Origin of the sequence: Collinsella aerofaciens, from assembly GCF_039752985.1 — a bacterium.
Lineage (GTDB): Bacteria > Actinomycetota > Coriobacteriia > Coriobacteriales > Coriobacteriaceae > Collinsella > Collinsella aerofaciens_BT.
Genome location: NZ_JBDMHA010000025.1, coordinates 12369 through 30366 on the forward strand (window position 1 = coordinate 12369; position 17998 = coordinate 30366).

A 17998-nucleotide genomic window follows, 5' to 3' on the forward strand; every position below is an offset into this window, starting at 1 on the left:
GGGGAGCCCGCAATGACAAATTGCAAACGCCATAAGGTGGCCGCGATCGACCTGGGAACGGTGTCGTCGCGACTGGTGTTGGCCCAGGTTGAGGGCGGAGCGATCGTGGACTCGTCCAAGCATACCGAGATTACCGACCTGGGTGAGGGCGTGGACGCGACGGGTCGTTTTTGCGAGGCGGCCGTTGAGCGCGTGCTCGCTGCGTGTCGCATGTTTGTGGACGAGGCCCGTGCCTTTGGGGCCGCGTGCATCTGCACCACCTGCACGAGCGCCGCGCGCGATGCGTCCAACGCCGCACTGCTGCTGGACGGCCTGCGCGATTTGGGGCTTGAGCCACAGGTGATTCCGGGCGAGGTCGAGGCACGCCTGACGTTTTTTGGCGTGGCGCACGACTTTGCCGGCGAGCGCATCATTGTTGCCGATTCGGGCGGCGGATCCACGGAGCTTGCGACGGGCGTGTACGCGCCGGAGCGCGGGGTCTTTGCGCTGGAGGGAACGCGTTCGCTGGACATCGGTTGCCGTCGCGTGACGGAGCGGTTTTTCTCGGCGCTGCCGCCTGCGGACGGCGAGCTTACTGCCGCTGCCGCGTGGGCAGGTGAGCAGTTCGCCGCCTATTTTGAAGGCCTGCCCAGCGATTTTGAGCGCGCCGAACGCTTGGTCGCGGTGGGTGGCACGGTGACTACGCTGGTGGCGCTGGTCCACGAGCTGGAGCCGTACGACTCGAACTTTGTGCACCTGCGCGAGCTTTCGATGGAGCAGATTTCGGCCGCTATCGAGCGCATGTCTGCGTTGGATGTTGCAGGCATTGCCGCGTTGCCGGGCGTGCAGTCCAAGCGCGCGGGCGTGATTCTGGCCGGCGCCGTGGTGATTCGCGAGCTCATGCGAGCCGGCGGCTACAAGACGCTCACCGTAAGCGAGAACAGCCTACTCGCTGGCATGGCCGCCACCATCAACGAGACTCTCGACGGCACAACCCCCACCATCGGCTGGACTCCCAGCCTCAGCGCCCTTTAAATAAGTTGCGGTGAAATACGGACTAAAATCGCCCTTTCGGGCACCAAACAGTCCCTATTCCACCGCAACTCAACAGCCGGCACCTGGGGACGTTCCTTTTCTGCCGGCACCTGGGGACAGTCCTTGCGGGGCGTCCCCACAGCGCCTATGCCAGCTTGTCGATCTGCCCAATCTCCCAAAGCGGAATATTGACGAGCATGCCCTCGTCTCTATATGCCGCCAGGGAGCTCCTCACGCAACGCTCGAGTTTGAATTTTTCGCAGGCTATTTTCAGACTCTTCGCTTTAAGGTTCTCTGCTGCCTTGACCTCAAGCGGAAGCACGGTTCCCGCATGGTCGATGGCAAAGTCGGTTTCGGCATTGCCGGAGGTAGAGGACCAATACGCGGGAGTTTTGTCCTGGAGCAAAAGCTCCTGCGCGACGTATTGTTCGGTCAGCGAACCTTTGAACTCGGTAAAAACAGCGGATCCGTTAAGAACGATGGCCGGAGAGAGACCGGAGAGCGCTCCGAGGATGCCGGTGTCGATGCAGAACAGTTTGAAGCCCGAGAGGTCTTCATAGCTCGAGAGCGGCGCCTTTAGAGCGGAGACATGTGGCACCTTATGAACGATTCCGTAGTCCGTGAGCCACTGGAGGCTTTCCTCGAAATCGCGTGCGCGCGCTCCGGGACGAAGGGCGCCATAGACAAACTTCTTGTTCTCCTTTGCAAGCTGGCCGGGAAGGGATTTCCAAACCAACCTCATGCGCTCGACGATGCGGGCGGGTGCATGTTTGCCAAAATCGGATTCGTAAGCCTCGATGATTTGCTGCTGAAGCCTTCGGGCTTCGATGAAGTCGCGTGTCTCGGCGAAAGCGGAGACAACTTCGGGCATACCGCCGACAACAAGGTATTCCTTGAGCAAGCGCTCGAGCTTTTCGGTAACGTTTGCCAGAAGGTTCATGTCTGCGGCAAGGATGGCATCGGCGAGCGGGTTGCCGTCGACGGCACGAACGAACTCGGCAAACCCCATGGGACGCATGGTGAGCTGGTCGATTTTGCCGACGGGAAATGACTCGTTTTCGCGTCGGAGCGCGAGGCCCATATAGGAACCGGCTGCCACGATGTGGTATTCGGGTGCAAGTTCGTTGAAGTACTTGAGTGAGGTGATCCCGCGTGGCGCCTCTTGGATCTCGTCGAAGATGATGAGCGTGTCTGCCGGCGTTACGGTTTGGCCACGTAGGAGTTCTATCTGGGAGATGATGCGCTTGGGGTCGAGGTCCCCATCGAACAGCGAGCGTGTGCTCGGCTCGAGCATAAAGTCAAAACGAATGACGTTTCGATACTGCTGGCTTGCGAATTCGTTAAGAAGCCAAGTCTTTCCTGTCTGGCGGGCTCCCCTAAGCAAGAGAGGTTTGCGATTCGCCCTTGATTTCCAAGCGATAAGTTCACTCATAAGCTGTCGCTGCATATTGCCTCCCAACCCTCTCGGCTAGTATAAGGCCATTTGGTCGTTTCCATCGGAAAATGTGCGAGACAACCACGTTTTTCCATCGGAAAATGTGCGAGACAGCCACGTTTTTCCATCGGAAAATGTGTAAATACCAACCTAAGTTGCGGTGGAATAGTTCCTAAATGGGCTGATAAACTGCCAAAACAGGAACTATTCCACCGCAACTTAGAGCCCCGCCGGCGTGTAAAAGAAACGAGCCCGCATCCCTTGGGGACACGGGCTCGAAAGCTCCATATGGTAGGGGCGGTGGGACGTCCGCGCATTTGCTGCGCAAATACGCACCGGCTTCGGACGCTGCGCGTCCGCTTAACGCTCGCCCCCTCGCGGGTTCGAGTCCCACCGGCATCTAAAAGAAGCGAGCCCGCATCCCTTGGGGACACGGGCTCGAAAGCTCCATATGGTAGGGGCGGTGGGACTCGAACCCACAATCCTTGCGGCGAGAGATTTTAAGTCTCCTGCGTATGCCAATTCCGCCACGCCCCCGTGAGACTAGAAGTCTAGCACAAGCCGTCCGTTACGCGTTGACGGCCATCGAGTGTTGGCCCGACTTCTCCAGGAACTCTTGGAACTTTTCCTCGTCGCCCTTGTTTTGATACTGCAGGGCCAGCAGGTACTCCAGTCGGCAGCGCTTGACCGGGTCGTCGCCGACATCCTCGAGCATGCGCTCCAGCTCGGGAATGTCGTTGTGGCGCTTGAGGATCATCGTGTCGTACATCAGCTGGCATTCGTGTGCGACTGCCTCGGCCTGACCGCCCTCAAAGCCCTTGATCTCATGCAGCAACTCCTTGGCCTTTTTGCGGTCCTCCTGGCCAACGTAGTAGTTAAAAGCTTTGATTACCAGGTCGACGCGCTGCATCTTGGGCAGGTTGAGTCCCAGTAGCAGGTCGAACATCTCGTCGGCGCGCTTATGGTCCTCGCGCAGCAGATAGGAGTTCAGGCGCAGGTAGTCGCGGTTGTAGCGCGGGTACAGCATGCTGGTGAGTTTGCCGTCGAGCAAACGATCGAACTCGTCCCACTGCTTGGCGGCCATCAATTGCTGCAGGCGTTTGAACGTGGTGCGTTTTTTGACGCTAAAGAACACCGACACGGCGATGCAGATGATAACGACGGCGGTCCAGAGGGTGCGGGAATCGGGCATTTCAGAGTCCTTAGTCGCTCTTAAAGCGAGCGGTATGACAACACGTACTAGATGTATTATACGCAGCGTGCAAGCAAACTGGCATAAAAGCTCATCGAGGCTGAGTGCCATCGCTCGCTGCGGTACACTTACCTAAAGTAAACCATGAAGGGAGACATTACCTATGAAGAAGATCGTTTTGGCTTGCGGTGCTGGCGCTGCTACTTCCACACTCGTTGCCCAGAAGGTCGCCACCTTGCTCGACGCCAACGGTTACGCCGACAAGTACGAGATCGTGCAGTGCGCCATCTCCGAGGCCAAGGACTACTGCGACGAGGGCGCCGACCTGCTGATCGCCACCACCGTTGCCCCCGAAGGCCTCACCTGCCCGTACGTGAGCGGCGTGCCCTTCATGACCGGCATGAACCGCGTCGCTGCCGAGAAGGCCGTTCTCGACGTCATGGCTCAGTAGGCACTGCCTGTATGAGTGAGCAGAACGTCAACCCGGTCGAGCTCTTTGGCATGCGCGTTGCCCATGTGGGCATTAACGCCGCCGACCCGGCAGACGCCCTGGAGATCGCTGAGCTGTTCTCGACGATGATGGGCCTGCCTGTTATCGAGACCCCGGTTTCGTACTTCAACGATTCGCTGGTCGAGGTCATGAAGCAGAACGGTCGTGGCACCAAAGGCCACATCGGCTTTGCCGTTAACGACATCGATGCAGCTGAGAAGTGGTTTGCCGAGCGCGGGCTCGAGGTCAACGAGGAGTCGCGCGCGCTGCTACCCGACGGTGGTACCAAGCTCGTGTACTTTAAGCGCGAGTTCGCCGGCTTCGCCGTGCACCTGTGCCGCGAGTAGCGCACAAGCTGTCATAGCTAGCAAAAAGGGATAGGGCTGCGTGGCCCTATCCCTTTATTTATGCCGAGGGGCTTCCTACCGCGGCAGGCGAATCGTAAAGCGGCTGCCGACGCCCTCGACCGAGGTCACGCCGATGACGCCGCCGTGGCTATCGACGATCCACTTGGCGATGGCGAGCCCCAGGCCCGAGCCCTGCGCTCCGGCATCGCGCGCGTTGTCGGCGCGGTAGAACCGCTCGAACGCGTGAGCTGCGGATTCCTGGTTCATGCCGATGCCCTCGTCCTCAACGCTTATGTCGATCGTGCCCGCGCCCGCATCCGGCGCTACGCCAAACGAGATGGGCGTGCCCGCGTCCGAATACTTGGCGGCGTTTTGCACGATCACGCGCAGAGCCTGCTTCACGAGCGCGACATCGACGGACGCGTCGCAGCGCGGGTCGCTGATAAGCGCAGCGTCAAAGGCCAGCCGATACGTGTGCCCGGCATCGATCATCTGCGATTCTTCGCAAACCTCGCCGACCAGTGCAGCCAGGTTGGTATGCGCACGCCGCAGGACCGTGCGCCCGGCATCGCCGCGCGCCAAAAACAGCAGCTGCTCCACGAGCTCCTGCATGTGCTCGCTTTCGGCCTTGAGCGAGGCGATGGACTCTGCCAGTACGTCCGGGTCGTCTTTGCCCCAGCGGTCGAGCATGTTTACGTAGCCCTGAATCACCGCGATGGGCGTGCGCAGCTCGTGGCTTGCATCGTTGACAAAGCGCATCTGCTGCAGCTTGGCCTCTTGCATCTGGCGCAGCAGGCGGTTGAGTGCGACCTCGATGCTTGCCAGGTCGGCATCGCCGGTGGTGACGCTTGGTGAGTCGACGCTTGCGCGCACGATGGCCTGCTCCAGCGTTTCCATCTTGCCGCCGGAGAGCTGCATGCGGCCGAGCTCGTCCACGCGCAAGGCCAGATCGTTGAGCGGCGCCATGGTGCGGCGCACGCGGCGGGCGCCGCCGAGCATGTTGAGCACGCTGATGACCTGCCAACCCACAACGACAAGGTAGAGAGGCCATAGCGTGACGAGGTCCTGCGCGAGGGGGAAGGTCTTGGTGGTGCGCGCAAGCTCGACGGTATAGGTGAGCGTTGTCGGGTCCCAGCCGCGCGCGGGCGTCAGCGACATGCCGTGAACGGTGGCACCGGGGATCAATCCTGCGGTAAACGTGTCGTCGGGCAGTGTCTGGTTGTATCCATAGACGAGGATCGCCGCCGCAATCACTACCAGCAACAGATCGAGCCAGATGTAGCTCATCAGACGGCGCCACATATAGCTCCAGTTGATGGCGCGGGCGATGGAGGTGACGCGCTTGGCCTCGGCGTTACGCACGGCAGACATAGCCCACCCCGCGCACGGTCTGGATGATGCGGGCGCTGCCGGCGTCCTCGATCTTGGCACGCAGGTGCGCGATGTGTACGTCGACGTTGTTGGTGTCGCCCACGTATTCGTAGCCCAGCGCTTCGTGCGCGATGCGCTCGCGCGTGAGCACGGTCTCGACATGCGCCATAAGCAGGGCGAGGACATCGAACTCGCGGGCCGTGAGCGCGATGGGCGAGCCGCCGACCGTGACTTCGCGGCGGTCGGGATCGAGCGCAACCGAGCCCACGGCGAGCGTGGCGGGGGAGGACGCGGCAGAGGTTTTGGCAGAGTCACCAGCCGGGGGTACCGCAGCGGCACCCGTAGCGCCCTTCCCGGCCCCAACGTCGCCAACGCCCGAAGCCGCCCGCACGGCCTCCGAGCGCTTCAGCGCTACGCGGATCCGTGCGAACAGCTCCTCAATCGCAAACGGCTTGGTCAGGTAATCGTCGGCGCCGGCATCGAGCCCGGCCACCTTGTCCATCACGGCATCGCGCGCGGTGACCATAATCACCGGCACATCCTTGTACTTGCGTACGCGCCGCAGGACCTCCATGCCGTTGAGCTGCGGCAACAACACGTCGAGCAGAATCAGATCGTAGTCGCGCTTCAGCGCCAGGTCCACGGCGGTGCGGCCGTCGGCGGCGTGCTCCACCTGGTAGCCCTCATGCTCCAGCTCGAGCGTCACAAAGCGGGCGATTTTCTCCTCGTCCTCTACGATCAGGATTCGTGCCATACGTGCCCCCATCTGCGATTACTTGTCGTCGTTCAGATTTTGCTTGATGTCGTCCGCGGCGTCGGCGGCGTGATTCATAAGGTTGTTGATGCTGCCGGGCACATCGCCGTCGCTGTCGATGCGGTAGCGCATGCCAAAGAACAGGCCAATCAGCATCAGCCATATCGTGGCACCCCAGGCAAACAGCGCGATGATGGGGATCAGGATGGGAATGTTGAGGATGATTGCATCGCGGCGCGTGGCGATAAACTTGGTGTCCAGGCTCAGGCGGAAGAGCTTTTTGAGGTACTCCCACACGCTGTCCATCTTCTTGGAGAAGTCGGTCTTTTCGCTCGACTTTTCGTAGGCTGCCTGCGCGGCGACCATCTCGGCCGAGGGCTCGTCGACCGGCGCGGACTCGGTGGCGGCGTGCGCCGACGTGGTCTGTGTCTTGCCCTGCGACTCGAGCCAAATGATGGCATCCAGAACGTTGCCGTCGGCAGCGTCGAGCGCCGCCTTGGCATCGGTGTAGCTCACGTTGCACTTGGTGCGGATGGTTTCAACTTTTTCGAGGTCGTCCATGACCTGTCCTTTCGTTCGATGGGCGCGAGCGTTGCGTTCGGCGGCCTGCGTTGCGCGGCGCCGCCCCGCCCTTGGTCGAACTCTATAGTGCAGGTTATAGATTAAGCGATTCTTGAGCCAAGATTAACGTTGGATGAGTTTTTGGGTAGCGGTGGGAAAAGTATTAGACCTCGATAGCGGGGGATGTGGTGCCGGTGCAAAACGGCGTCAAAGGTTGGTCGAGCAGGCGGTTTCTCCATTGATGTCCGCACGGCATGTGACACTTACCCTGCCGCCCCGCTCTGCCGCGGCGGCATGCGTCTGAACAACGACCCTCTAAGGAGTTCGATACCGATGAGTGACAACGCAGAGCATCTCGCAAAGAAGCGCGTCAAGGACGCGGGGCCGTGCCTCGCGCTGTGCGTAGCCGGCGCAGCGGTCGCGCTGCTGGCTGTTCTGGGGCCATTCGACGTGCTCCGAAGTGCCAGTTCCCTGCACGTTTGCATGGCCCTTGCCGGCGCCATGATGACCGGCGGCGTGCTCGATCTGATTTTTTGGGTGCTTGACCCGTTTGGATGGAAGAACGAGGGGTAGGTCCCAAAGGATGGAAGGGCTGGAACGGTTGGCTTAGTGATCGTGCAGAATGTGGGCTAGCGACTTACAGGGAAGTGGTGATCCGATGACGGTCTATGTGACGGGCGATATTCACGGCGGCGTCGACATGCAAAAGCTTCGCGACTGGGATCTTGGGGATGGTCTGACGAGTGACGACTATCTCATCATCGCGGGCGACTTTGGCTTTCCGTGGGATTTTTCTGCCGAGGAATGTGCCGACATCGCCTGGCTGGAGTCGCGCCCCTATACCGTGCTGTTTGTCGAGGGCAACCACGAGCGTTTCGATCACTGGGCGGAGCGCCCCATGGAGTTGTGGCACGGTGGGCTGACGCAGCGCCTGTCGGACACCTCTCCCATACGGCGCCTGACGCGCGGCGAGGTTTTTGAGCTCGACGGCTCAACGGTCTTTACCATGGGCGGCGCCACGAGCGTGGACAAGGAATACCGCATTCCGTATTCCAGCTGGTGGCCGCAGGAGCTGCCGGACGAGCGCAACTTTGAGGAGGCGCGGGCAAAGCTCGACAGCGTGGGCTGGACGGTCGACTACGTGATCACTCACACCTGCTCTACGCGCATGCTTTCGTCCACGCTTTATCCAGCGTCCGGCTGGAATTGCCCCTCCGTTGATCGGCTTACGGCATTTTTCGATGAGCTGGAAGACCGCTTGGACTACAAGCGCTGGTACTACGGGCATTTTCATCGGGATACCAACCCGGCCGAGCGTCACACCGTGCTCTACGACTGCATCGTTCGCTTGGACGACGAACTCCAGCCCTGGGATGTTGCGTAGAGGCGGGGTGGCTGGCTACTCGACCGTTACAGTGATGTTCTCCCGATGCGCGCGGATGACGTCCCAGCTAAAGTGCTCGACCAGCTGCTCGGCGGTACGCGGCGTGGTGTCCGGCGCGATGCCTGTTTGCCCGGCGAGCCATCCCAACAGTGCCTCGGGTGTGCCAAAGCGGGTGCGGAGCTCGCCCAGGTCCAGATCGCGATCGCGCTTGGAAAGGCGGCGGCCGTCCGGTGACATGAGCAGCGGAATGTGCGCGTAGTGCGGCGTGGGCAGTCCCAGCAGATGTTGCAGATAGATCTGGCGCGGCGTGGAACCAAGCAGGTCGCATCCGCGTACGATCTCGGTGACGCCCATGGCAGCGTCGTCGACCACCACGGCCAGCTGATAGGCAAACACGCCGTCGCTGCGGCGCACCAAAAAGTCACCGCACTCGGTGGCGAGTGCTTCGCATTGGGCTCCGTACGTGCGGTCCACGAATTCGATCACGTCGCTGGCGAGGTCGTCGACGGTGGGCACGCGCAGGCGCGTGGCCGGAGCACGCAGGGCACTGCGGCGGGTGATTTCATCAGCAGAAAGACCTCTGCAGGCGCCGCGGTAGATGGGCGTGCCGTCGCTGGCGTGCGGCGCGCTCGCGGCGTGGAGTTCGGCACGCGTGCAAAAACAGGGATAGGTGAGGCCGGCGTCTTGCAGCTGGCGCAGGGCGTCCTCGTACAGATCCAGGCGATCGTGCTGGTAGTAGGGGCCTTCGTCCCACTCGAGCCCCAGCCAGGTCAGATCGTCAATCAGTTGAGCGGCAAGTTCCGGGCGCTTGCAGCGATCGTCCAGGTCCTCGATACGCAACACGATGCTGCCGCCCTGGCTGCGGGCCGAAAGCCATGCGCACAGGCAGCTGAACACGTTGCCCAAGTGCATGCGGCCCGAGGGCGACGGGGCAAAGCGGCCCACGACGGGGGTGGGCACTGCCGTTGCTGGTGCGTCCGCGGCGGGCGTTGCTATGTTGCGTGTTTTGATATCCATGCGGATGAGTATAGCGCGGGGCTTGGCAGGGAAGGCGTTGCCGCGCTCACAAGTTGGCGGCGGTGCGCATTGCGCACGGTGGGTTTGCGGCTCAAGGTCTCGATCGCTGCGTACCGACTTAGCCTCACAAACGACAGAAACCCCGGCAGCTCTTCGCAACTGCCGGGGTTTCCGCGGAAAAGGGGGACATGATCCTCGAGCGAACGGCAAAGGGGCAAACCGTTTTCGCTCAACTGCTTTATGCCCCTCGGCTGGCGGCTCAGTCAGCGCATGCCGCGCCCACACAAAGCCGCTACACCTGTGACGGAGCTGTGAAGTGGTATCTATTGCTGGCGCGGGCCATGCCAAGGGTGTCCCTAATGACTGGTCATTTAAGAACGTCCCCAATGACTGGCTGTTGGGGTGCGGGTGTGACTTTCATCCCGTTTGGCGCTCCGGTCGCCTAGATGTTCGTCATGCGTACCCGCAAACGTGGGACAATGGCGCTGTTGGTTTTACAGACAAAGGATGTGCCTATGAACACCCTCGCCGCCAAAGTCAGCCGGCAGCGCCACCTGTTTGCGCGATTCGCTTCCGTCTGCGTGCTCGTCGCGCTTGCGTTGTTGCTGCTGCCTGTCGCCGCGCACGCCGACGGCTACTCCATGACCCAGACCTATATCAGTGCCACGGTCGAGGCCGATGGATCGCTGACCGTTGTCGAGGGACGCCAGTTTGATTTCGACGACGACATCAACGGCGTGTTTTGGGAGATCAATACGGGCTCCAACCAGCAGGGCGGCACGGCGGGCGTCGACGTGCTGAGTGTCGAGGAAGAGGACACCGCGTTTAACAAAGTCGATAGCGCGAACAAGGGCGACTCTGGCGTCTACACGGTCGAGCAGACCGGTGACGGCGTAAGGATTAAGGTGTTCAGCCCTCACGAGAGCGGCGACAGCGCAATCTACTACGTGAGCTACACCATGACCGGTGCGGTTATGAACTGGGCCGATACCGCCGAGCTCTACTGGAAGTTCGTGGGTGACGGCTGGTCTGCGGATTCCGACGATGTCGAGATGGAAGTGCGCTTCGCAAATGCCGCTGCCGGGACGGCGGCCGTCAAAGGCGATAACTTCCGCGCATGGGGCCACGGTCCGCTGACGGGCGACGTGTCGCTCGATGAGGACGAGCCCATGGTCACCTATACCATTCCCTGCGTGCATCAGGGCGAATTCGCCGAGGCACGCATCGCCTTCCCCAGCGACTGGGTGCCGCAGCTTGCCGCCGCGGGCGAAGAGCGCATGTCAACGATCCTGAGTGAAGAGAAGGAATGGGCCGACGAAGCTAACGCCCGCCGCGCTCACGCTCGCATGATTGCCAATGCACTTGCCGTGCTAAGTGTTGTTGCGGCGGTGGCCTTTACCGGCACAATCGTTATGCTCAAGCTGCGCAAGCGCAAGCCCAAGCCGCTTTTCCAGGACGAATATTTCCGCGATGTGCCTTCGGCCGACCATCCCGCCGTGCTTTCGGCCCTCATGAGCTGGAACGAGGTGCCCGATCAGGCATATATCGCCACGCTCATGAAGCTCACTGACGACCGTGTGATCAAACTGGAGCAGGCGACCGTGACCAAGGCCAAGAAGGGTCTGTTGGGGCGTGAAAAAGAAGAGCAGACGTATCGCGTGACGGTGAGTGATGCGGGCTGGAAGTCGGCCAAGGGCATTGACCACATGGTGCTCAAGGTCTTCTTCGCCGGTGCTAAGCCTGACGAGAACGGCGATCGCTCGCGCACGTTCGACGAGCTGCAGCGCTACGTCAAGCAGCACGCTACACCCGTGGGCGACAAGCTCGAGGACTATCAGAACACTGTTAAGGGCAAGCTGGCCGATAGCGAGTACGTTGCCTCGGACGGCATTGCTGCAATGGTGTTTTGCCTGGTTCTTGGTATCCTGATTGCCTTTGTTCCCGTGGGATCCATCTTCTTTACCGATGGCGCACAGGCGAACATTACTGCCGCGGTTATCTCGGTGCCGATTGTGCTGGTGGGTATCGGCGTGGGCCTTACGTTCCGCCGCTTTACGCCGGAGGGCGCCGAGGTGGCGGCTCGCTGCAAGGCACTTAAGCATTGGCTCGAGGACTTCACGCGTCTAAAGGAAGCCGTCCCCGGCGATCTGGTGCTGTGGAACAAGCTGCTGGTGATGGGCGTTGCCCTGGGCGTTTCGAAAGAAGTGCTGCGACAGCTGGCCGAGGCCGTGCCGCCCGAGGTACGCGAGGCCGACGGCTTCTACGACAATTATCCCTGCTACTGGTGGTACTACCATCATTACGGTATCGAGTCTCCGCTCGATTCGTTCGATGACGTGTATCGCGAGAGCATCCGTGAGCTGGCGTCGAGCTCCGACAGCTCGAGCGGCGGCGGAGGCGGTGGCTTCTCGGGCGGCGGAGGCGGCGGCGTCGGCGGAGGCGGCGGCGGAACGTTCTAGCGCGCTCTGATTTTTGGGATGGATCTTCTCCGGCGACTGCCGACGGATCCATCCCATTTTTATGCGCTACCTACGAAGGCTGTCCCCAGCGACTAATCACTGGGAACATCCCTAAATGACTAGGTATGGCTGCTGGGTTTAGGCTGTTAGATCGAGTTCGTAGAGGAAGCTTTCGCGCGGCATGTCGTGGCGGCGCTCTTCGCGGTTGGCGCGGTGCGTGGCCGTGCGCTTAAAGCCGTGCAGCTCGTAGAACTTCCACGAGCAGTTGGAGTCGGTGTACAGGTGCGCCCTCGTCGCTCCAAGCGAGGATAGGTGCGAGACCGCGGCATCGAGCAGAACCGTGCCAACGCCCAGGCCATGGACATCGCGATCCACGGCAAGCAGCGTGACCTCGTTGTCGTGCGGCAACGGGCTGCTCTCGAGCAGGCGGTTGTTGGTTCGGATGGTTGCGCGCACAAACGAGAGATACTCGGCGCAGGCATCAGGCTCCAGCTCACGCATCTGCGATAGCAGCGCGCGTTCGGTATCCATCCAATGCTCGTTGATAGTGGCGCCGGAGCTCTGTCCCGCACGCGCGAGCGAAATGCCACGCGCCTGACCGTCGATTACGGCAACCTGTGAAAACGTCGACGACGAAAGGCAGTAGGCGAGGTCGCACGCGGCCTCAAGGCGGTTGTACTCATCGTTATCCGAATTGTTATGCCAAAGCTGCTGCAGAATCAGCGCGATGGCGTCGAAGTCTTCGGTATCAAACGGTCGGTAGAGAACCCGCGAGACCATGGTGCCTCTTTCTTTTGCGGATGCATATCGAGCACAGTTCTACCACGCCATTGGCATCTAATTATGGTGCCCCTGTGTTCCATGAACTCACCGTGCCCGGTGCTGTGCCCATCCCCTCCGCGTGCAAACTTTTTCTGCACATGCGCCCGTTGCGGGGTGCATCGATGCGCTCGATGCGCTACATTAAATCAGTATTTTCAATGCCGCTGCGCGAGCGCTGCAGATCGACGTATCACCGACTCACAGAGCACGGCGGCGTACCAGACAGGAGGACTGCATGGGATCTGATGTGAAGATCGCACGCGCGTTGATCTCGGTTACCGATAAGACGGGCGTCGTCGATTTCGCACGGACGCTGGTCGATGACTTTGGCGTCGAGATCATCTCTACGGGCGGCACGGCTCGTGCCATCGAGGACGCGGGCGTTCCCGTAACCCCCATCGAGGAGTTCACGGGCTATCCCGAGATGATGGACGGCCGCGTTAAGACCCTGCACCCCAAGGTTCACGGCGCGCTGCTGGCCCGCCGCGATTCCGAGCAGCACATGCAGGAGGCCGCTCAGCACGGCATTAAGCTGATCGATCTAGTCGTCGTCAACCTGTACGAGTTCGAGAAGACCGTCGCCAATCCCGAGGTCACCTTCGCGGACGCCATCGAGCACATTGACATCGGCGGTCCCTCCATGCTGCGCTCTGCTGCCAAGAACGCCACGAGCGTTACCGTCATTTCCGACCCGGCCGACTATGATGCCGTCCTGGCCGAGATGCACGAGACCGGTGGCTGCACCACGCTTTCCACCCGTCGTCGCCTGCAGGTGAAGGTCTACCAGACCACCGCCGCCTACGACACGGCTATCTCCCGTTGGCTTGCCGCCCAGGCAAGCGACGTGGCGGACACCTCTGCCAAGCTCGAGATCTCGCTGGAGAAGGTCGACGACCTGCGCTATGGCGAGAACCCGCAGCAGAAGGCTACGGTCTACCGCTTTGCCGAGGGCTGCGAGAACACCGCGAGCTCGCAGTTCCCGCTCGTTGGCTCCGAGCAGATCCAGGGCAAGCCGCTCAGCTACAACAACTATCTGGATGCCGATGCCGCTTGGAACCTGGTCCGCGAGTTCGACGAGCCGGCCTGCGTGATTCTCAAGCACCAGAACCCCTGCGGCTCCGCCGTTGCCGAGGACATTACGTCTGCTTACGACCGCGCCTTCGCCTGCGATCCCAAGAGCGCCTTCGGCGGCATCATCGCCTGCAACCGCGAGGTTCCCTATGAGCTGGTCGAGCACTTTGCCGATCAGAACAAGCAGTTCGTCGAGGTTATCATCGCCCCGAGCTACACCGACGAGGCGCTCGAGCGCATGGCCAAGCGCCCCAACCTGCGCGTGCTGGCCACCGGCGGCGTGGACCACGGCGCCCAGGTGGAGCTGCGCTCCATCGACGGCGGCATGCTGGTGCAGGAAGTCGACCACGTAACCGAGGATCCCGCGACCTTTACGTTCCCCACCGACCGCAAGCCCACCGACGCCGAGATGGCCGAGCTCGAGTTTGCCTGGAAGGTCTGCAAGGGCGTTAAGTCCAACGCCATCCTGGTTTCCAAGGGCAAGGCCGGCATTGGCATGGGTCCGGGTCAGCCTAACCGCGTTGACTCTGCGCTGCTTGCCTGCGAGCGCGCCGAGGACTTCTGCGAGCGCGAGGGCGTGGAGAAGGGCGGCTTTGCCTGTGCAAGCGACGCGTTCTTCCCGTTCCGCGACAATGTCGACGTGCTTGCTGCACACGGCGTGACCTGCATCATCCAGCCCGGCGGCTCCAAGCGCGACGACGAGAGCATCCAGGCCTGCAACGAGCATGGTATTGCGATGGTCTTCACAGGGGCCAGGCATTTTAGGCACTAGAGGCTTTCCCAAGCACCCGACCTTGCCCCTCAAACCGTCGCTTGCGTACATTTAGTACGCGGCGCTCCTCTTTCGGGGCAATCTCGGGCACTTGGAAAACCCTTAATGGGATGTTGTTCTATCCCATTAAGCCGATCGGTCGCCTGACCGTATCGTCAAAATAATCTCTGCAAAAGACGGCTGCTCCGTTTGGAGGGCCGTCTTTTTGGTATAAGAGGACGGAATGACTAACACGAAAGGTATGACCATGCCCCAGATTGATGATGCCGAGCTGTTTGGCAATGCCGAGGATCAGCGTGCGTACGAGGACTTTTGCGCCAATCAGGAGGCGGTCGAGAAGTTTACGCTCGACAAGCCCGCGCTTGTCTGCCGTTGGCGCATGTCCAACAAAAAGGTGCCCATGCTCAACCGCCACATTCGCGCGCTGTCCGAGCGCTTGGTGCAGGGCGAGCCGCTTACCCATAACATGCTCAGCTGGGCCAAGCAGCACGTTGAGTGGTCGCTTGCCGAGGGCGATTACACCGCACGCGACGGCGTGCTCATGCTGGTGATCGACGTCAACGGCAACGCCGCCATGACGGTGGGGGAGTACGAGCCGCTAACCGATACGTCGGCCAAGGCGCTACGTGCCCGCTCCGCCGAGGCCCGCTCCGAGGCCGACGAAACCGGCGTGGCGCCCGAGCTGCTCGCCGCCGTCGATAACGGCGAGCTGGCCTTTGTGGCGCCGGCGGACGAGTGCCTGTGCGGCACGGCGACGCTCATCGAGCAGCTGGCCCAGACCAAGGGCATCCCGGTCACGCGCGTAGACATTCCCGCGCAGCTCAAGGGTGCGCTGTTTCTGGTGAGCGACGAGCACGGTGTGGTTGCCGCCGCCGACTCCGACGCCGCCGACTCCGACGCCGCCACGGTCGCCTTCTTCGCCGAAGGCTACGAAAAGCTCCGTGCCCGCCGCTAAATGATGTTTCTGGGACGGGGATTAAAAACTCATTTAATTCCCGTGCTCGTCGCGAGCGAGAGGCAAGCCTCTGCCACTCGCGAACAGTTCTGTCACTTTGGTGCCGCGTGAGGCGCGTATCTGCGGATCCGCGGTCATAATGGGGCAAGACAACCAAGAGGGGGGCGGAATCCATGGCGCTAATCTATATCGTTGAGGATGACGAGCCCATTCGTCGCGAGCTTGCCGACATCCTTGCCCGTGCCGGTTTTGAGGTCGAGGCCTGCGAATCGTTCGAGCATGTTTCGCGCGATATTCTCGCCGCCGCGCCCGACCTGGTGCTGCTCGACCTGACGCTTCCCGTCAAGGACGGCCAGCATATCTGCCATGAGGTTCGCCGCGAATCCGAGGTTCCCATCATCGTCCTCACGTCGCGCGCGACCGAGATTGACGAGGTCATGGCCATGACGCTCGGCGCGGACGACTTTGTTCCCAAGCCCTACAGCGCCCGTGTGCTCGTGGCGCGCATCAATGCCTTGCTGCGTCGCACCGCGGCGGCGGGCGAGCGCAGCACGCTCGTCCACAAGGGACTGGAGCTCGACCTCGCACGCTCCATGGTCACCAACACGCAAACGGGCACCAGCACCGAGCTCACAAAAAACGAACTGCGTATTCTCTCACTGCTTCTGAGCCGCGCGGGCAAGATTGTTTCGCGCTCGGCCATCATGCAGGATCTGTGGGACTCCGACGCCTTCGTGGACGACAATACGCTTACCGTCAACATCAACCGCCTGCGCACCACGCTCGAAAAAATCGGCATCAAGGGGTATTTGACGACGCACCGCGGTCAGGGCTATTCGGTCTAGGGGCCGGCTATGTCGTTCGCCAAATTCTTCAAAGATGCGCTGCTTCCCGTCGCCGTGTGGACGTGCGGCGTGCTGCTGAGCTGCTTTGTGCTGACGGTCGCCGGCGCACCCGTTTCCATCGTGGTCGTGGCGGTCGGCGTGTCCTTTATCTTTGGCATGCTGGGCATCGTGATCGAGTACGCGCGCCGTCGTCGTTTTCTGCGCCAGCTGGAGCGTGCGGCAGAGGAGCTCGAGAGTCCCGCATGGGTGCAGGAGATGGTGCAATGTCCGACCTATGCCGAGGGCGAGCTCGAGTACGAGGTCTTGCGCCGGGTGGGCAAAGCCGCTTGTGACGAGGTTGCCGAAGGCAGGCGCCAGACCGATGACTATCGCGACTATATCGAGAGCTGGGTCCACGAGGCCAAGCTGCCTCTGGCGGCAGCCCATCTGATTTTGGAAAACCTGGACGGCAGCGAAGATGATCTGTCGCGCGTAGATGATCTCGGTCGCGAGCTTGCCCGCGTGGAGCGCTATATCGACCAGGCGCTCTACTATGCGCGCTCGGAGGTTGTGGAGCGCGATTATCTGATTCGACGTTGGAACCTCAAGGCTCTGGTGACGGGCGCAATCAAGGCCAATGCGCGCGAGCTCATCGCGGCACACGTGGCGCCGGTGTGCGAGAACCTCGACTTTGAGGTCTTTACCGACGAGAAGTGGCTCGAGTTTATTCTGGGCCAGCTCATTCAGAACAGCATTAAATATGCGCGTGAGGACGGCGCAAAGATCGTGTTTTCGGGTGCGTTGCTGGACGAGGGTCTGGCAAGCGAGCGCATCGAGCTTACCGTCGCGGACAACGGCTGTGGCGTGTGTGCGGCAGACCTGCCTCGCGTGTTCGAGAAGGGCTTTACCGGCGACAACGGCCGCACCACCAAGCGCGCAACGGGCATCGGCCTCTACCTGGTGGCGCGCCTGTGCTCCAAGATGGGCATCGACGTCACCGCGGCATCCGAGCCCGGCGAAGGCTTCGTCGTCACGTTTGCCTTCTCAACCAACAAGTTTCAATACTTCGAGTAACGCACACGGCAGATGTCCGCCTCAAACAAAGCGTGCCGCCCCAAACGGGGCGGCACGCTATTTTTCAATCAGACAACTCGCTGAAGTACGGTGACGAAGGCGCAAGGCCGGGAGGGGTTATCAAAGCCGACATCCCGCAGCCGCGAAGCGGCGAGGACGTCGGCGTGATAACCCCGCAGGCCTTGCGCCGACGGGAAGGAACCTACTTCACGACCAAGATGTCGCAGTCGGTGTTGCGCAGCAGGAACGTCGAAATCGAACCCAGCAGCGCATACTTGATCGAGGACAGGCCGCGGGCGCCGCAGAGCACCAGGTCGGGCTTAACCACGTCGAGCATCTCGTCCTTGAGCGTCTCGCGAATACGGCCGGCGCGAATCATGACCTCGACCTCGGGAATATCGGGATTGGCCTTGGCCTCTTCGAGCTGCTTGGCGATGGAGTTCTTAAATGCCTCCT

At 61.3% G+C, this 17998-nt stretch carries 18 protein-coding genes and 1 tRNA gene; 10 read left to right on the forward strand and 9 right to left on the reverse strand.

The genetic code is table 11. From position 1 onward, the window contains the following. The first annotated feature begins 12 nt into the window (after nt 1-12). On the forward strand, nt 13-1014 hold the full coding sequence (locus ABHR76_RS04760; RefSeq protein ID WP_138113395.1) for a Ppx/GppA phosphatase family protein: 1002 nt from the start codon (nt 13-15) through the stop codon (nt 1012-1014). Between the two features lie 145 nt (nt 1015-1159). On the opposite strand, the gene ABHR76_RS04765 is transcribed toward ABHR76_RS04760, so the two are convergent. The 3 genes from ABHR76_RS04765 to ABHR76_RS04775 all read right to left on the reverse strand — a co-directional run bounded on the left by ABHR76_RS04765 (nt 1160) and on the right by ABHR76_RS04775 (nt 3641). Then, complete coding sequence (locus ABHR76_RS04765) at nt 1160-2461, reverse strand: ATP-binding protein (protein WP_138113393.1); 1302 nt, start codon at nt 2459-2461, stop codon at nt 1160-1162. Between the two features lie 440 nt (nt 2462-2901). Next, nucleotides 2902-2986: transfer RNA gene (locus ABHR76_RS04770), tRNA-Leu, on the reverse strand. A 31-nt stretch (nt 2987-3017) separates the two neighbouring features. Beyond that, entirely contained in the window at nt 3018-3641 is a 624-nt protein-coding gene (locus tag ABHR76_RS04775; RefSeq protein ID WP_138113391.1) for a hypothetical protein, read from the reverse strand. A gap of 163 nt (nt 3642-3804) precedes the next feature. Between ABHR76_RS04775 and ABHR76_RS04780 the strand changes: the two genes are divergently transcribed. Beyond that, nucleotides 3805-4092 carry a PTS sugar transporter subunit IIB gene (locus tag ABHR76_RS04780; protein ID WP_006235903.1) on the forward strand — a complete coding sequence of 96 codons (288 nt, stop codon included), beginning with the start codon at nt 3805-3807 and terminating at the stop codon, nt 4090-4092. Nucleotides 4093-4103: 11 nt separating this feature from the next. Next, nucleotides 4104-4478 (forward strand): VOC family protein, encoded by a 375-nt coding sequence (locus tag ABHR76_RS04785; protein ID WP_138113389.1) that lies wholly within the window; start codon nt 4104-4106, stop codon nt 4476-4478. A gap of 75 nt (nt 4479-4553) precedes the next feature. On the opposite strand, the gene ABHR76_RS04790 is transcribed toward ABHR76_RS04785, so the two are convergent. From ABHR76_RS04790 to ABHR76_RS04800, 3 genes are read right to left on the reverse strand one after another with little or no spacing between them, the layout of a single operon-like run. Beyond that, on the reverse strand, nt 4554-5849 hold the full coding sequence (locus ABHR76_RS04790) for a sensor histidine kinase (RefSeq protein WP_346976954.1): 1296 nt from the start codon (nt 5847-5849) through the stop codon (nt 4554-4556). Beyond that, on the reverse strand, nt 5833-6603 hold the full coding sequence (locus tag ABHR76_RS04795; protein ID WP_346976955.1) for a response regulator transcription factor: 771 nt from the start codon (nt 6601-6603) through the stop codon (nt 5833-5835). The genes ABHR76_RS04790 and ABHR76_RS04795 overlap by 17 nt, the downstream gene beginning before the upstream one ends. A gap of 18 nt (nt 6604-6621) precedes the next feature. Continuing rightward, nucleotides 6622-7164 carry a UBA domain-containing protein gene (locus ABHR76_RS04800; protein WP_117847868.1) on the reverse strand — a complete coding sequence of 181 codons (543 nt, stop codon included), beginning with the start codon at nt 7162-7164 and terminating at the stop codon, nt 6622-6624. A gap of 333 nt (nt 7165-7497) precedes the next feature. Here ABHR76_RS04800 and ABHR76_RS04805 point away from each other — a divergent pair, with 333 nt between their 5' ends. After that, on the forward strand, nt 7498-7737 hold the full coding sequence (locus ABHR76_RS04805) for a hypothetical protein (RefSeq protein WP_346976956.1): 240 nt from the start codon (nt 7498-7500) through the stop codon (nt 7735-7737). 85 nt (nt 7738-7822) lie between these two features. After that, nucleotides 7823-8548: a metallophosphoesterase gene (locus ABHR76_RS04810; protein ID WP_346976957.1), complete on the forward strand. Its 726-nt coding sequence runs from the start codon at nt 7823-7825 to the stop codon at nt 8546-8548. A 15-nt stretch (nt 8549-8563) separates the two neighbouring features. On the opposite strand, the gene gluQRS is transcribed toward ABHR76_RS04810, so the two are convergent. Beyond that, complete coding sequence (gene gluQRS / locus ABHR76_RS04815) at nt 8564-9460, reverse strand: tRNA glutamyl-Q(34) synthetase GluQRS (protein ID WP_229025884.1); 897 nt, start codon at nt 9458-9460, stop codon at nt 8564-8566. Nucleotides 9461-10080: 620 nt separating this feature from the next. Between gluQRS and ABHR76_RS04820 the strand changes: the two genes are divergently transcribed. Beyond that, entirely contained in the window at nt 10081-12024 is a 1944-nt protein-coding gene (locus ABHR76_RS04820; protein WP_346976958.1) for a DUF2207 family protein, read from the forward strand. A 138-nt stretch (nt 12025-12162) separates the two neighbouring features. Here ABHR76_RS04820 and ABHR76_RS04825 read toward each other — a convergent pair whose 3' ends face one another. Further along, nucleotides 12163-12804 carry a GNAT family N-acetyltransferase gene (locus ABHR76_RS04825; protein WP_055310399.1) on the reverse strand — a complete coding sequence of 214 codons (642 nt, stop codon included), beginning with the start codon at nt 12802-12804 and terminating at the stop codon, nt 12163-12165. A 277-nt stretch (nt 12805-13081) separates the two neighbouring features. Between ABHR76_RS04825 and purH the strand changes: the two genes are divergently transcribed. From purH to ABHR76_RS04845, 4 genes are all read left to right on the forward strand, one after another. Beyond that, nucleotides 13082-14689, forward strand: coding sequence for a bifunctional phosphoribosylaminoimidazolecarboxamide formyltransferase/IMP cyclohydrolase (gene purH / locus ABHR76_RS04830; protein WP_346976959.1), 1608 nt, complete (start codon nt 13082-13084; stop codon nt 14687-14689). 223 nt (nt 14690-14912) lie between these two features. Next, nucleotides 14913-15644, forward strand: coding sequence for a hypothetical protein (locus ABHR76_RS04835; RefSeq protein ID WP_346976960.1), 732 nt, complete (start codon nt 14913-14915; stop codon nt 15642-15644). A 173-nt stretch (nt 15645-15817) separates the two neighbouring features. Next, nucleotides 15818-16489: a response regulator transcription factor gene (locus ABHR76_RS04840; RefSeq protein ID WP_217750588.1), complete on the forward strand. Its 672-nt coding sequence runs from the start codon at nt 15818-15820 to the stop codon at nt 16487-16489. 9 nt (nt 16490-16498) lie between these two features. Further along, the gene (locus tag ABHR76_RS04845) at nt 16499-17542 is read left to right on the forward strand and encodes a sensor histidine kinase (protein WP_346976961.1); all 1044 of its coding nucleotides are present in this window, start codon (nt 16499-16501) and stop codon (nt 17540-17542) included. Between the two features lie 202 nt (nt 17543-17744). Here the strand turns inward: ABHR76_RS04845 and ABHR76_RS04850 are convergent. After that, nucleotides 17745-17998: universal stress protein (locus ABHR76_RS04850; RefSeq protein WP_346976962.1), on the reverse strand; the 254-nt coding region annotated here is incomplete at its 5' end.